Source organism: Bradyrhizobium genosp. L (genome assembly GCF_015624485.1).
Classification (GTDB): Bacteria; Pseudomonadota; Alphaproteobacteria; order Rhizobiales; family Xanthobacteraceae; genus Bradyrhizobium.
The window spans coordinates 3,492,709-3,506,022 of sequence record NZ_CP061378.1 but is presented as its reverse complement, the minus strand read 5'-3'; the positions used below and the strand labels follow the sequence as shown (position 1 = coordinate 3,506,022).

Below are 13,314 nucleotides of genomic sequence, written 5' to 3'. Positions count from 1 at the left end.
CCGTTCGTCCACTGGTCATGACCGATCGTGGCGCGCTTTATTCCGGCGCAGCCGCGAGGCGCGCGCCGATCAACCTGTTTGTGATCCGTCGTGAGCCACGGCGAAATCGACAGCGCGCTGCCGGATTGTTCTACGTCTGACTCCATTTTGTTCGCAAAGAACGAATCGGAATCGCATAAATCGGCACGAATCGATTCTTAACAAGGCGTTTGCATCCACGCGTGACATCCGTCCGCGTCATTGCCTCATCGCTAGCGCTCCTCGCGATGACGGGCTCGCCCCACACATTGCTCATACGGAAGCTCCGGCCGCAGCTCGCGCATCTTCGCGCCGAGCCGGCGGCTCGCTGTCTCCTCCGCGCGCGCGAGCCGGTCGGCGACCGCGACGTGGTCCGCGTCGCTCTTGTGCTGGTTGAGCTTCGATTGGCCCTCGACCCCGTCGATGACGAGATCGATCACCCGGATCGCCGACAGCATCGACTCGCGCTTTTCGGGCTCCATCTGCGTGAGATCCCAGGGCTGCTTCGGCAACCGCGCTTCGCTGACGGCGAGCAGCGTGTCGCCATGGCCGCGGTTCTCGCCAGGCGCGCGCAGATGCGCGACGCCGGACAGATGCACCGCCTCGTAGAGCCAGGTCGAGACATTGTCGCGCGAGGCGTACCAGTCGTTGGAGATGTAGGCGTCGTCGCCCGAGACGATCAGCAGGAAGCGCCGTGTGCCGTCCGCGAGCTCGACCAGCGGATTCCTGGCGGTGAGATGGATCTGCACGACCACGCGATCGTCGCGCCGCTCGATCACGAACGGCACGTGCGAGCCGCGCGGCCCGCGCGCGTCGGCGGCGACGATCATGCCAAAGCCGCGTGCAGCGGCAAAGGCCAGCGCCCGCTCCTCCTCGATGCGAAACTGCGGGCGGAGAATGTGCATGTGTCAAGCCCGGCCATGACGATGCGGCAAGCTCGTCACCTCAGGATATCTCGTACACCGACACCTTGTCGGCGATGCCGCTCAACGCCACGGTTTTCTGCGCCGGCGTCAGCCCGGCGGCCTCGAGCAGCGCCCGCGTCTCGGCGTTCTCGACCACCGATTCCGTCACCACGATCGAGCGCGAAGCGGCCAGGCCCTGGACGCGCGAGGCGACGTTGACGGTCTGGCCGAAATAGTCCTGTTGGCCGTTCAGCGTCACCGCAAGGCAAGAGCCTTCGTGGATCCCCATCTTCAGGCGCAGGCTCTGATGCTGGCGCTCGGCGCCGAGATCGCTCATGGCCTCGCGCATGCGCAGCGCGGCGGCGATGGCGCGATCGGGAGTCTCGAAGGTCGCCATCACGGCGTCGCCGATGGTCTTCACCACGGCGCCGCGCTCGGAGGCGATGATTTCCTGCAGCAGGCGGAAATGCTCGTTGACCAGATCGAAGGCGACGAGGTCGCCGACATGCTCGTAGAGCGCAGTCGAATCCTTGAGGTCGCTGAACAGGAAGGTCAGGCTCAGGATCTTGAGGCGCTGGCCGATCGCGAGCGTATCGGTGCGGTAGAGATCGCGGAAGGTCTGGTTGGTGAGCAGGCGCTTTGCGCTCAGGAACGGCTTGCGTCGCGACAACAGGTCGTCCAGCGCCTGGCTTGCCACCCACACCGCGGGCAGCACGCGCGCGTCGGTGCGGTTTTCCAGGGTCAGCCGCAACGGCCCGGGCCGCAGCGCGACGGTGTCGACGGGCAGCTGGATCTTGTTGAAGACCACGGCAAGGTTCTGGCGCTCGCGCACCTCCTCGCCCTTGACATCGAGGAATTGCGCGGCATGCGTCACCGGATCGAACACGATCAGCGTGCCCTCCGGCACGTTCATGGAAAGGATCGCCCGCTCTCCGGCCGGCAGGTCGACGGCTTCGAGCGTCACCTCCCGCAGCACCTTGTCCAGGTCATCGGGAAGATCGATGGCCGAACCCCAGAAAATCTGGCGATAATACTCGGCGACCGGCAACTCATCGGGATTGTGCGCCGCGATCTTGCGCAACCGGGGACTGACCGTGAAGGTCACCTCGACCAGATTGTCGAGCGTCGTCTCGTACCCCGCGGCGCAGAACCCGCAATTGTATTGCGCACTGTTCAGCGTCTTCAGGCTCCTGTTGGCGGAAAGCACGCCCGCGCAGCTCGGGCACGTCACGCTCCAGGTCATCTCCAACATGCCGAGCCCGACCGCCTGCAGCAGGCCCGCGATGACCCGCTCCTCGGCCACGCCGGCCTTCGCCGCGAGATCGAGCGCGTTCATCCGGTTCAAGGCATGGTCGGGGGCTTCCCGCACCATGCGCTCGAGCATCTCGACGACGGGCTCGTCGGCCGACTGACGCAGCGCGCCAAACAGGGTCTCGATCTCGTTCATGCTGCGAATGTTGCATGAATGAGGGCGACGCGGAAGCCCGCCGCGGCATCACTTGCACGTAACACATTTTCAGTGTCGTTCCGGCGAAGGCCGGGACGACAGCTTTTGCGTAGCCCCATCACAACAAATTCCTCCGCACTGTCACCTCCGATCCACTCGTCAAGGCCCTGCGGGCTGCGCTAGGCTGAACGCATGAGCGTCATCTCGATCCAGTCGCAGGTGGCCTGGGGCCATGTCGGCAACAGCGCCGCCACCTTTCCGATCCAGCTTCACGGCATCGACGTGATCGCCGTGCCGACCACGCTGCTGAGCAACCGCCCGGGCTATCCGACCATCCGCGGCCGGGTGCTCGACGCGCAGCTCGTCGCCGATCTCCTGCGCGGGATCGAGGAGCGCGGCGCGATCGAGAGCGCGCGGATGATCCTGTCGGGCTATCTCGGCTCGGCCGACATCGCCCAGGAGGTCGCCGAGTTCGTCGCCCACGCCAAGGCGAGCAACCCAGCACTGCTCTATTGCTGCGATCCCGTGCTCGGCGATCGCCACACGGGCCTGTTCGTGCGCGCCGACATCCCGCCGCTGGTGCGCGACCAGTTGTTGCCGCTCGCCGACATCATCACGCCGAACCATTTCGAACTCGAATCGCTCTGCGGCGCGAAGGCTGCGACGATCGCGGAGCTGGTCGCGCAGGCGCGCGCGTTGATCGCACGCGGCCCATCCACGGTCGTCGTCACCAGCGCCGAACTGGCCGCGACCCCTGCCGACGAGATCGTGACATTGGCGGTCGAGCGCGATCACGCCTGGCGGGTCGGCACGCCGCTTCTGCCGATCAGCCCGCACGGCACCGGCGACCTGTTCGCGGCACTGTTTTCGTCGGCCCGCCTGCGCGGCGCCGGCACGCCGGCAGCGCTCGCCCAGGCCGCTTCCGGCATCTACGCCGTGCTGGAGCGTACCGCACGCCGGGGAACGGACGAAATGCGCATTGTCGAAAGCGCCGACGTGATGCTTGATCCCAAGCGCCGCTTCGAGGCCGTTGCGATCACCGCATCCTAACATCCGGGACACCTGTCATGATCGACCTCACCACCCTCCTCACCTACGCCGCCGTCGTGCTCGGCCTGTTCCTGATCCCCGGTCCCGCCGTCCTGCTGGTGCTGGCGCGATCGGTGACCGGCGGCCCGCGCGTCGGCGTCGCCACCGGCTTCGGCATCGCGCTCGGCGACCTCGTCCACACCGCGATGGCGACGTTCGGCCTCTCGGCAGTACTGATGACCTCGGCGCTTGCCTTCTCGATCGTGAAATATGCCGGCGTCGCCTACCTGATCGTGCTCGGAGTTCGCGCGCTGTTCGAGAGAAATGATGATTTGCACCTTCCTGCGTCGCAGCCGGTCGATGCGCGGCGCGCCTTCCGTCAGGCGATCTGGGCCGAGATGCTCAATCCGAAGACCGCGCTGTTCTTCCTCGCCTTCCTGCCGCAATTCGTGCTTCCCGGCCACGGGTCTGCGGTGGCGCAGTTCGCGACCCTCGGCCTGATCTTCGTCGCGATGAGCGCCGCCTACACCTCGCTGCTGGCGCTCGCGGCCGGCCAGATCAGCCCGTGGATCCGGCGTCATCGCGGCATCGGGCGCTGGCAGGGCCGCGTCGTCGGCACGATCTATATTGCGCTCGGCGTCCGCCTCGCCTTCCAGGAGCGGTGAGCGGCACGCAGCCGCCCCCGGAAACCGTGAGGACCCATGTCTGCGCTGAAACCTCTCGCCACCTACGAAGACTTCACCCGCCTCGACATCCGCATCGGCAAGGTCGTCGACGTCCAGCCGTTTCCACGCGCCCGCAACCCGTCCTACAAGGTCGGCGTCGATGTCGGCGCCGAGCGGATCATGTGGTCGAGCGCGCAGATCACCAACTACGAACCCGCGGCGCTGATCGGCTCGCTGGTGGTCTGCGTCTGCAATCTCGGTGCAAAGAATATCGCGGGCTTCACCTCGGAACTGCTGATCCTCGGCGCCAAGGATGCCGCAGGCAATGTGATCGTGCTTGCCCCGCGCAGCGAGATTGCGATCGGCGAACCGATCTTCTGAGCTCACGCGCACATCACGGCCGAGTGATTCAAATCCTTCGTATTCCCCGTAGTTTCCCGATGGGGGATCACCCGGATTCTCCGCAAGGACTCGCGCTGCTAATCCAGCACGCGAGATTCGCTTCGGCGATGATTCGGAATGGGAATGGGAATCAGCAGATGTCCGCCATCTACTTCCACTGCTCCGACGAACAGCACGTCCTGCTCGACCGCAAGGGCGCCGCAATGGACTTTGCGGAAGCGCGTTTGCATGCTGAGCAGCTGGTGCGCAGCTATGTCATGACGCCGAGCGCCGAGGATTGGCGGAATTGGGTGCTGCATGCCACCGACGATCTCGGCGACGAGATCTTCGAGCTGCCATTCGCCGCCGTGCTCGGCGAATTGCACTGAGGCGCCGCCATGCGATCGGTGGAACCCCTCGCCCCGCTGCGCCGCCGCCTCGCCTTGCTGCTTGCGCGTTGCCACGCGCTGATCGGGAGCATCGCGGATCCCTATCGTCCCGAGCTGCATTACATGCGCGGTCCAGGGCCGAAATGCCGCGCCCGCCAGCAGGCCGCGCTGCAGGATTAGTTCGCGCGATCATCCAACGAGAAAAGGCCGATGGGCGCGACGCCACCGGCCTTCTCCTGCGACTGCCGGCTCCCGGAGTCCGGTTCCGCCGCGATTCCACCTGGGTATAAGCTTGCCGTGAGATTTTTAATCAAATCTTAACGGGACCGCAGTGAGCTGGATCACGAGCACGACCGCCGCGCCGTCCATCGTGCCTGCACATTTGTCCACCGCGTATGATGTGCTGCACATCGTTTCCGCGCCGATCGCTCGACGATTGTGCGTTACGCATCTTAGGGAACACACGACTCAGTGTTACCCTGTGGTGCATACCGAAACGGGGAATTGGGGAGCTTCGGAATGCCGTACTACACATTCGACCTTGTGGTGGGGGAAGAGTTCCGCGATCAGGGGACCATCATCCTCGAGGACGTCAGCCTCGCCTCCGACCGCGCCGATCAGCTCGCCAGCGAACTGGCGCAGGTCAAACCGGAGCTCAAGGCGCGCGGCTGCGCGGTGCGGGTCACCGACGTCGACCGCCATGAGCTCTATCGCACGCCGCTCGATCCCGTGCCGCAGTGGCGCAAGGCGGGCTAGCGACGACGGCCCCTGAGATCGCGCCGCTCACTTCGCGGTCTTGATCATGCTGCGCGCCTTGACCGGATCGACCAGGCTCGGCAGGAAGCTGAAGTTTGCCGATGTCTTGCCGTCGACCAGCGGCGCGAAACCGTGGCAGCTCACGCACGAGCCCGGCCCCGGCAGGCTGGAATCGCTGCCGGTGTAGTTCTGGATGTAGGTCTCGAGCGTCATGTTCGAGAGCATGCCAGGCACTGCGTTGGCCGGTACCGGATTCGGCGGCGTCGGCGGCTCGAGCTGGCCGCCCCATTGCGTACCGACCAGCATGTAGTTCTGGAACACGCTCTTCAGCGATCCCAGCGCCATCCGCCATTGCTCGTTGAGCACGCTGGTCGTCGGATAGATCTGCCAGCAGCGCGCCACCTGCGGCTTCGCGGTGGCAGGGCTGGTCGCGCCCTGCGCATAAGGCGGCCGCGGATTCCAGGGGAAGCGCGTCTTGGTGCCGAGCAGATTCTGCGGCGCGATGTTGGTGCCGAGCCCGGAGGCCGACGGATCGAAGAACGAGAAATGCGCGCCGGGTGCGACCGCCGCCGGCCCGCAACTCGGTTGGTTGATCCAGTAGGTCGGGCTCCCCTTGGTGCCGCAGCCATTCGACACGTTGCACGGCGTCTGCGCCTGCGGCGCATTGTCGACATGCTCGAACGTCGCCCAGATCCATTGCGGCAGTAGCGCCGCATTCGTCTTGAAGAACGGGTTGCGCTGCAGGATGTGCATCCCGACCAGCCCGATCTTCTCGCTGCGGCAGAACGGCCGGCCGCCGCGAACCAGATCGCCGGAGACGGCGAGCAGGATGTTCTGCGTGAAGTATTTCGACGCGTCGTCCCTGCGGGGATCGAGGATGCGCCAGGCGGCCTTGATCTCGATCGAGCCGTTCTTGCCGTCGGCGACAGTGGCCGATGCCGTGAACTCGGCGCCCTTCGGATTGGCCTTGATGAAGTTGAGCTGTCCCTGTTGGGTCGTCAGCGTCTGCGACGACACGCCGTTCGGCGCCTTCAGATAGTCGGCCTCGATCGAGTTGACCCGCCGCTCGAATAGCGTCCAATTGCCGTTGACGTCGATCAGCGGCAGGTTGGTCGAGGCCTGCAGATATTCTTCGTTGTTCGGCGCCGGCTTCCCGTTGCCGTAGGAGCCGATATAGAACTTCGGCAGGGCAAGCGCCTGGGTGCAGCCCGCCCTCACCTTCGAATTGCCGAACAGCGCGCTGACCTTGGGATAGTCCTGCCAGACGCGCAGCCCCGGCATCGTCAATCCCTGCGCTGCCGGCTGGTCGGTGCCCTTCGCCGCCCAGTTGAGCGCAACGAACATCTGCCAGGCCATATTGTCGAACGGCGTCTGCACATCCTCTTTGGCATTTTGCGGCGGCTGGCCGTAGAGGCCGTTGTAGCCCTGGGTCTCTGCAAGCGACGGATCCGGTCCGATATAGGCCGGCAGCTTGGCGCAAAGGGCGTTGTTGCCGGCGACGCAGAACTGCGCCTGCGGCTGATAGGAGGATTGGGTCTGGGCGATCAACGGCGACGCCACGATCGCCAGCGCGATCAGGAGCGGCAGCAGGATTGCAGACAGCAATGTCTTCATGGAAGGGCCCCGAATATATCCGGCCGGGGACGTTCGCGCGCACGCAACGAGAGCGGCGCAGAACCGTCTCCGTCGAAAGCAAATGGAATTGAAATATGCTTGTCTCGCTACCGGAGATTTATAGCACCGCTAAAATCGTCCCACAACCGGAAATCCATTTCTCTATTTAAGATTGTGTATCGCGGTATGCGGATCATCCGCGCGACTGATTTCGTCAAGGTCGCGCGCAAGCACGGCGACGCCACAGTTTGCAAGACAGATGACCCGGTGGGCTCACTGCCGAATCATCCGCTCAAGACGTCGTGCTGGCGGTCAGCTCTGATGCGGACCGCGCATCATCTTCATGGCGTCCTCGATATGACGCCAGTCGCGGGCTTCGTCGGCCTCGCCCTTGCTCTCGCACGCCACCGCGTTCTGCGCGGCTTGTGCGATCGCTTGCGGACCGTGCTTTTGCAGCATCTGCCGTGCGATGGTGTGGATCTCGGTCTGAGCTATCATGGCGCGCTCCTGTCCGGTATCGCGGGATCGACCACCCCGCGGGCCTGCTATCCAAACCAGGGAACGCAAGCTCTGGTTCCAGGGCGGCGCGGTGCACAATGGGTTCCCATGCTCCTATACCGGAAGGTTACGAGTTGCTTCTGACCATGGCGCAGAACGTCTGCGACGATCCATCGACGCGACGCTGAACGCGCTGGTCGGCGCCGGCTCGGCGTCAGCGCAGTGCCAGCGTCATGCTGCCAGGAGCTTGTCGAATTCTTCCGGCGGATAGGATTTGCCGTCGGTGTCGGTGATGACGACCTGCCATCCCTCGCTCGCCCAGACTTTCGCCTTTGCGACGATGATCCAGGTGCTCTCTCGCTCGATCCTGACGGTCTCGTTCTCGCGTTCTGCGATCATCTTGTAGGCCAACGTTCTGTCCCTTGTCGACGCGCCCGATTTGCAGCGTCTGTTGGCAGCGCCGTTGGGCCGCAATTCGCCGGGAGCGTGACAATTTGATGAAAGGAATTTCCGCAAGCCACGGCAACACGCAACGTTGGGGTCGCGGCTACGCCGCCCTTCCCACCAAGGTCGGCATATCCAGCCCAAAGAAAAACCCCGCCCTCACGCGGGACGCGAAGGCGGGGAAAGGTTCATTGGGTAGAAATCCACGCGCCTGGAACAAGGAGAACGCGGGGAAGTAGCAACGGCAATTCTATTGAGGCCAGTCTTGCGGACAATAGGATTAAGACGCGTAGCGAGCCGGGACTTTTTCCCGATCAAAACGGCAAAAATCCATTCACTGCACCACGTCCAACCTGACATTCGCGACACCCTTGCCGATCATGCCGAGCGACTGCGCTGCCGAGTAGGAGACGTCGACGACGCGCCCGGGCACGTAGGGTCCGCGGTCATTGACGCGCACCGTCACGGAGCGGCCGGTCTTGACGTCGGTGACACGCAGCCTGGTGCCAAACGGCAAGGTCGGATGCGCAGCCGTCAGTTCGCGCCCGTCGAATTTCTCGCCGCTCGCAGTCTGCTGCGTCTCGCTGTAGAAGCTCGCCACGCCCTCGGAGGCGATCCTGGCCTCGTCCTTGTGCGAGGCATGAGGCGTGTGACGGTGCACGACGGCAATGCGCGTGCGGACCGGCGCCGATGCCGTTCGGGCCGGCGCGGTCGAAACAGGCCGGCTCGCGAGCGCCTGCGAGCGTTCGCTGATGGCGGAGGATTGAGCGCAGGCTCCAAGCGTCGCGGCGCCGATCACGACGGCGAGCATCTGAAGCGCGTTTCGCGGATGAACAAAAGCGGCCGATGGCGTAGCGCAAAATGCGCTGCGCCTGGCGTCGGCGTCCGAAGTGACAGCAGCGTCGCGCGACATGTTGCATCCCCAACTCAAGCCCCCAGCCCAAGCCGAAAATCCAACAGGCGCTATCTGCCGAATCCAATCGGGGCGGAACGGAGGCGGTGTGCGGCGAGATGCAACAGGTGCGCGACGATTTCCATTCAGGTGTGCCGATTGAGCCACACAACTACTGCGTCGGGCGGACCCTGAAGATGCGATGAACCCGCCGCAGTTCGGGTTCCCAAACACCCCAACCTCTCCACCCTCCTGCCTTGCTTTGGTCAAACCGGACTGGAGTCGTGGGGTCCGGGCCAGGGGTCGAAAACGGGTCGATACAGAGCGTGAATTCGCCGGCCGCCCATTGCGGTTTGACCTTGGACTGAAACGGGGACCGCCAATGCAATCGACACTGAAAGACGCTGATCCGCACGATATTTTCGCGATCGAACCCAATTTCGGGCCGGCGCGGCCGGATAACGCTGCGCCCACGCTTGCGCCGTCGGGCGCGACTGCGCCCGCTTTTCGCGAGCCCTATTTCGGCCCAGGCTTCACCCCCTTGTCGACGCCGCCAGCTGCGGCAGCTCCCCCCACGTCGGTACCTCCGGTCATGGCGACTGCCGCAGCTGCGCCTGTTCCTCCGGTGGCGCCGATGTATCACACCGCAGCCCCCGCCGAGGACTTCAGGCTCGACGGCGCGCAGCTTGGCCGCCTGCCGCCTGTCGGTAACAGATGGACGGTGCGGCTGTTCTGGTTCGTGTTCGCGATCGTCAGCGCCATGGGTGCCGCGGCGTGGCAGCACTATGGGGATCGCGCCAGGCAGCTGGTCGCGGAGTGGACTCCCGAAGTCGCGCAACTCGCCTCGTGGATCCCGGGCCGGGCTGCACCCGCGCCCGAACAGGCGAATGCGCCAGCTGCGCAAGCCGCTGTCACCGATCAGCCGGCAGCCGAAGCGACTCCCGCCACGCCGCCGCAAGACGTCGCAGCCGCAACGCCTGCGCCAGTCGCCCCAGCCCCCGCTCCCGCGGCGCCGACCGCTGCGCCCGTAGCGACGGCACCGGCTGCGACCGCCGCCACGCCGGATCAAACGCAATTGCTGCAATCGATGGCGCGCGATCTCGCATCGATGGGCCAGCAAGTCGAGCAGCTCAAGGCGAGCATCGAACAGCTCAAGGCCGGCCAGGATCAACTGGCGCAGCGCGTCGCAAGGACGACCGAGGCCAGAGCCGTCGAACCGAGGCCGGTGCCACCGCGCCCGCGCGCGACAACGCCGCCTCCACACGCAGCCCCGCACGCGGCGGTCGCGCCGCCGCCGATCCGCCGGCCGGCACAGGCCTACATTCCGCCGCCGCCGATGGCATCGGCCGCGCCACTGCCCGCCCCCGTGTCATCCGCGCCGCAGACCGCAGCGCCGCTGCCGCTGCAATCGACGCAACAGCAGTCGAGCGTGGTTGACGCAGATGATGGCGGTCCGGTTGTGCGGCCGCCAATGCCGGTGCGCTGAGAAGAAGAATGTAGGGCGGATTAGCGCAAGCGTAATCCGCCAGCCTTCCGGTAGGCGGCGGCGGATTACGCCTTCGGCTAATCCGCCCTACGATTTACGCACTCTGGCCGGGCGGCAGCACGACCACGGTCGCGCCCGGCTTGACCCGCTGATAGAGGTCGATGACGTCGGCATTGTTCATCCGGATGCAGCCTGACGAGATCGCCTGCCCGATATATTCGGGCTGGTTGGTACCGTGGATGCGATACAGCGTGTCCTTGTTGCCCTGGTAGAGATAGATGCCGCGCGCGCCGAGCGGATTGGCCGGCCCACCGGCGACGCGCGCCGGATACGGACCGAGCCGCTCCTGGATGTCCTTGGTCGGCACCCAGTCCGGCCACTCTGCCATGCGACCGACGGTGGCGACGCCGGAGAACGCCATCGCCTCCTCGCCGACCGCAACGCCGTAGCGCATCGCCTTGCCGCCCGGCATCACGTAATAGAGATAGCGCGCATCGGTATCGACCAGGATGGTGCCCGGCGTTTCGCGGCGTGTGTAGTCGACGATGTGCCGCTGGAACTGATCCGGGATCTTGGCCTCCGCGTAAGGCGGATGCGCCAGCAATTGCCGATCGCGCGGCGTCATCGCGGCGTCCGTCACCGGCGACAGCGTCGCCTGCATGCAACCGCCGAGCGCGAGCGATCCCAGCAGCGCCGCGGCAAGCCCCAACTTCGACACGATCGATCTCCCCTGCGCCAACTCGCGCCACTTGCTGCCGAAATCGTGCTGAAAACGTGGCAGCATTAACTGGAACACGTCTGTTTGATCGGTTCCTCCGCCGAGTGTGTCCTGGCAGTTGCAGTCGGTTCCCGCTAACGCTAGCCTTACAAAAAACCGCTTAAAACATTGGAGGACTTCCATGCGCTACGCCCTGCTGATCGTCGGCCTGACGATCGCTGCAACCCCGGCTCACGCCGCCGATCCGCGCTTGGCCTATGTCACGAACGTGCTGCAGGCCTTCGCCGCCAAGGTCGAGTGCCCCGGCACCGATCTGGTCTATCAGGACCTCGTGGCCAGGGCGCAGGAGATGAACCTGCCGGACGGCACCACCGAGCAGGTCCGCAAGGCGATCGCCTTCCTGCACACCGGCGGCAAGATGGGCGAGAAGCAGTCCGACGACCTGATGACCGATGTCGCCATCGCAACCCAGACCACCGACCTCGACCAGCGCCGCGCCGGCATGACAACCTGGTGCAACGACCAGAAGTCGCGGCTCGCGGGCTACATCCGAGCGAAAGAGTAAAGCGCCGGTCTACTCAAGGTCCGGCGGCGCAAACCAGTTGGTCAGCGACAACCCGCCGTCGACCACGATCGATGCGCCGGTGACGTAGCCGGACAGTCTGTGCGACAGCACTGCGAGCGCCATCGGCGCGAGATCTGTGGCCTGCCCGAGCCGCCCCAGCGGGATGTGCCTCGCAAGCGCGGGATCGGCGACGAAGCCGCCGGCCGCGATCGCGCCCGGCACCAGCGCATTGACGCGGATGCCGTAGCGGCCCCAGCTCTTGGCGAGCTCTTTCACCAGCATCGCCATGCCGGCCTTCGCGGTCGAGTAATGCGGCAGGTTGCGCGGCGTGCCGGCATGCAGCGACGTCAGCAGCAGGAACGAGCCCGGTGTCTTCGCAGCGATCAGCCCGCGTGCCAGTTCGCGCGACAGATGAAAGCCGGCGTCGAGATTGACCGCATGCATCCGGCGCCAGGTCTCGTCGTCGACCGCCATCGCATGATCGGCTTCGCGGCGCGGCGGCGCAGCCGAGTGGACGAAGTGCGTCACCTGCCCGAGCGCGGATTGCGCATGCGCCAGCAGGGCGTCGCAGGCCTCGCGTTGCGCGAGATCGCCGACCCAGGGCAGCGCGAGTTCGGGACGTGCGGCCGCAGCGATGGCCGCCGAAACCCTGTCCCCATGCAGATCGGCGAACACGGTGCGCACGCCCTCGCCGACCAGAGCCTGCGCGATGGCGCGGCCGATGCCATTGCCGGCGCCGGTCACGAGCGCCACCTCGCGCTCTGGATCGAAGGCGGACGTGAACAGGTTCATGATTGCCGAACTCCGGAGCTGCGCTCAGTACGGCGGCGCCTTGCGCGCGCGTTGCGCGCTTGCCGCTTCCATCCACCAGGCAAGATCGTCGGCAAAGCGCGGAAAGGCGCGTTCCAGCGCCTTGCCGCCCTCGCCGACCGGTTTGCCGTCCTCGGACAGCGTATGCGCGATCGGCCCGGCGCTGACCGTGCTCGACACCACCACCATGCCCATCTCCGACAACGTGCCGTGCCAGGCGGTGGCGGCGCGGGCACCGGCGAAGCGCCCGGCCGAATAGCTCGCGATCGCCGCCGGACGCCAGAACCATTCCTCGAGGAAATGGTCGGTGAGGTTCTTCAGCCCGGGCTGGACGCCCCAATTGTACTCGCCGGTGACGAACAGGAAGCCGTCCGCGCCGCGGATTTTCCCGGCCAGCGTCTCGAGCGCCGCTGGCGCCTGCCCCTTGGGATATTCCTTGTACATCCGGTCGAGCATCGGCAGGCCGATCGACTTGGCGTCGATCAATTCGACGTCGTCGCCGCGGGCGCGAAAGCCCTCGACGATGAAATGGGCGAGCCGGATGCCCATGCGGTCGGAGCGGTAGGAGCCGTAGAAGACGAGAATGCGGTTGGCCATGAGGCATCGATCCTATCACGGTGCGGCGGCACCGTCCTGTGATGGAAGGTACGGCGCGCCGCGTGCAAGTGTTAACTGCCGGTCCCGGTTATTTTCCGGA

Annotated in this window: 17 protein-coding genes; 8 read left to right on the top strand and 9 right to left on the bottom strand. The window is 65.5% G+C overall.

What is annotated here, in order from left to right; genetic code table 11:
- Positions 1-251: 251 nt before the first annotated feature.
- Positions 252-923 carry an FMN-binding negative transcriptional regulator gene (locus IC762_RS16435; protein WP_195789806.1) on the bottom strand — a complete coding sequence of 224 codons (672 nt, stop codon included), beginning with the start codon at positions 921-923 and terminating at the stop codon, positions 252-254.
- A gap of 40 nt (positions 924-963) precedes the next feature.
- Positions 964-2,370, bottom strand: coding sequence for an adenylate/guanylate cyclase domain-containing protein (locus IC762_RS16430; protein ID WP_195789805.1), 1,407 nt, complete (start codon positions 2,368-2,370; stop codon positions 964-966).
- Between the two features lie 192 nt (positions 2,371-2,562).
- On the opposite strand from IC762_RS16430, the gene pdxY reads away from it, so the two are divergent.
- From pdxY to IC762_RS16400, 6 genes are all read left to right on the top strand, one after another.
- Positions 2,563-3,420 carry a pyridoxal kinase PdxY gene (gene pdxY / locus IC762_RS16425; RefSeq protein WP_195789804.1) on the top strand — a complete coding sequence of 286 codons (858 nt, stop codon included), beginning with the start codon at positions 2,563-2,565 and terminating at the stop codon, positions 3,418-3,420.
- 17 nt (positions 3,421-3,437) lie between these two features.
- Positions 3,438-4,064 (top strand): LysE family translocator, encoded by a 627-nt coding sequence (locus IC762_RS16420; protein WP_195789803.1) that lies wholly within the window; start codon positions 3,438-3,440, stop codon positions 4,062-4,064.
- A gap of 36 nt (positions 4,065-4,100) precedes the next feature.
- Entirely contained in the window at positions 4,101-4,445 is a 345-nt protein-coding gene (locus IC762_RS16415; protein ID WP_195789802.1) for a tRNA-binding protein, read from the top strand.
- 158 nt (positions 4,446-4,603) lie between these two features.
- A complete protein-coding gene (locus tag IC762_RS16410; protein WP_195789801.1) occupies positions 4,604-4,834 on the top strand; it encodes a DUF6894 family protein in 231 nt (76 codons plus the stop codon).
- Positions 4,835-4,843: 9 nt separating this feature from the next.
- Complete coding sequence (locus IC762_RS16405; RefSeq protein ID WP_195789800.1) at positions 4,844-5,014, top strand: hypothetical protein; 171 nt, start codon at positions 4,844-4,846, stop codon at positions 5,012-5,014.
- 339 nt (positions 5,015-5,353) lie between these two features.
- Entirely contained in the window at positions 5,354-5,590 is a 237-nt protein-coding gene (locus IC762_RS16400; RefSeq protein ID WP_195789799.1) for a DUF6894 family protein, read from the top strand.
- Positions 5,591-5,617: 27 nt separating this feature from the next.
- On the opposite strand, the gene IC762_RS16395 is transcribed toward IC762_RS16400, so the two are convergent.
- The 4 genes from IC762_RS16395 to IC762_RS16380 all read right to left on the bottom strand — a co-directional run bounded on the left by IC762_RS16395 (position 5,618) and on the right by IC762_RS16380 (position 8,957).
- Positions 5,618-7,204 carry a hypothetical protein gene (locus IC762_RS16395; RefSeq protein ID WP_195789798.1) on the bottom strand — a complete coding sequence of 529 codons (1,587 nt, stop codon included), beginning with the start codon at positions 7,202-7,204 and terminating at the stop codon, positions 5,618-5,620.
- A gap of 312 nt (positions 7,205-7,516) precedes the next feature.
- Positions 7,517-7,702 (bottom strand): hypothetical protein, encoded by a 186-nt coding sequence (locus IC762_RS16390; protein WP_195789797.1) that lies wholly within the window; start codon positions 7,700-7,702, stop codon positions 7,517-7,519.
- Between the two features lie 231 nt (positions 7,703-7,933).
- The gene (locus IC762_RS16385) at positions 7,934-8,113 is read right to left on the bottom strand and encodes a hypothetical protein (protein WP_195790451.1); all 180 of its coding nucleotides are present in this window, start codon (positions 8,111-8,113) and stop codon (positions 7,934-7,936) included.
- Positions 8,114-8,480: 367 nt separating this feature from the next.
- Entirely contained in the window at positions 8,481-8,957 is a 477-nt protein-coding gene (locus IC762_RS16380) for a septal ring lytic transglycosylase RlpA family protein (RefSeq protein WP_246801588.1), read from the bottom strand.
- A gap of 673 nt (positions 8,958-9,630) precedes the next feature.
- Here IC762_RS16380 and IC762_RS16375 point away from each other — a divergent pair.
- Positions 9,631-10,524: a hypothetical protein gene (locus IC762_RS16375; RefSeq protein WP_195789795.1), complete on the top strand. Its 894-nt coding sequence runs from the start codon at positions 9,631-9,633 to the stop codon at positions 10,522-10,524.
- 94 nt (positions 10,525-10,618) lie between these two features.
- Here the strand turns inward: IC762_RS16375 and IC762_RS16370 are convergent, their stop codons facing one another.
- Positions 10,619-11,185: a L,D-transpeptidase gene (locus IC762_RS16370; protein ID WP_195790155.1), complete on the bottom strand. Its 567-nt coding sequence runs from the start codon at positions 11,183-11,185 to the stop codon at positions 10,619-10,621.
- A 238-nt stretch (positions 11,186-11,423) separates the two neighbouring features.
- Between IC762_RS16370 and IC762_RS16365 the strand changes: the two genes are divergently transcribed.
- Positions 11,424-11,807, top strand: coding sequence for a hypothetical protein (locus tag IC762_RS16365; protein WP_195789794.1), 384 nt, complete (start codon positions 11,424-11,426; stop codon positions 11,805-11,807).
- Positions 11,808-11,816: 9 nt separating this feature from the next.
- Here IC762_RS16365 and IC762_RS16360 read toward each other — a convergent pair whose 3' ends face one another.
- Together IC762_RS16360 and IC762_RS16355 are read right to left on the bottom strand one after the other, a co-directional pair.
- Positions 11,817-12,599: an SDR family NAD(P)-dependent oxidoreductase gene (locus IC762_RS16360; protein ID WP_195789793.1), complete on the bottom strand. Its 783-nt coding sequence runs from the start codon at positions 12,597-12,599 to the stop codon at positions 11,817-11,819.
- A 24-nt stretch (positions 12,600-12,623) separates the two neighbouring features.
- Positions 12,624-13,214: an NADPH-dependent FMN reductase gene (locus IC762_RS16355; protein ID WP_195789792.1), complete on the bottom strand. Its 591-nt coding sequence runs from the start codon at positions 13,212-13,214 to the stop codon at positions 12,624-12,626.
- Positions 13,215-13,314: the final 100 nt, after the last annotated feature.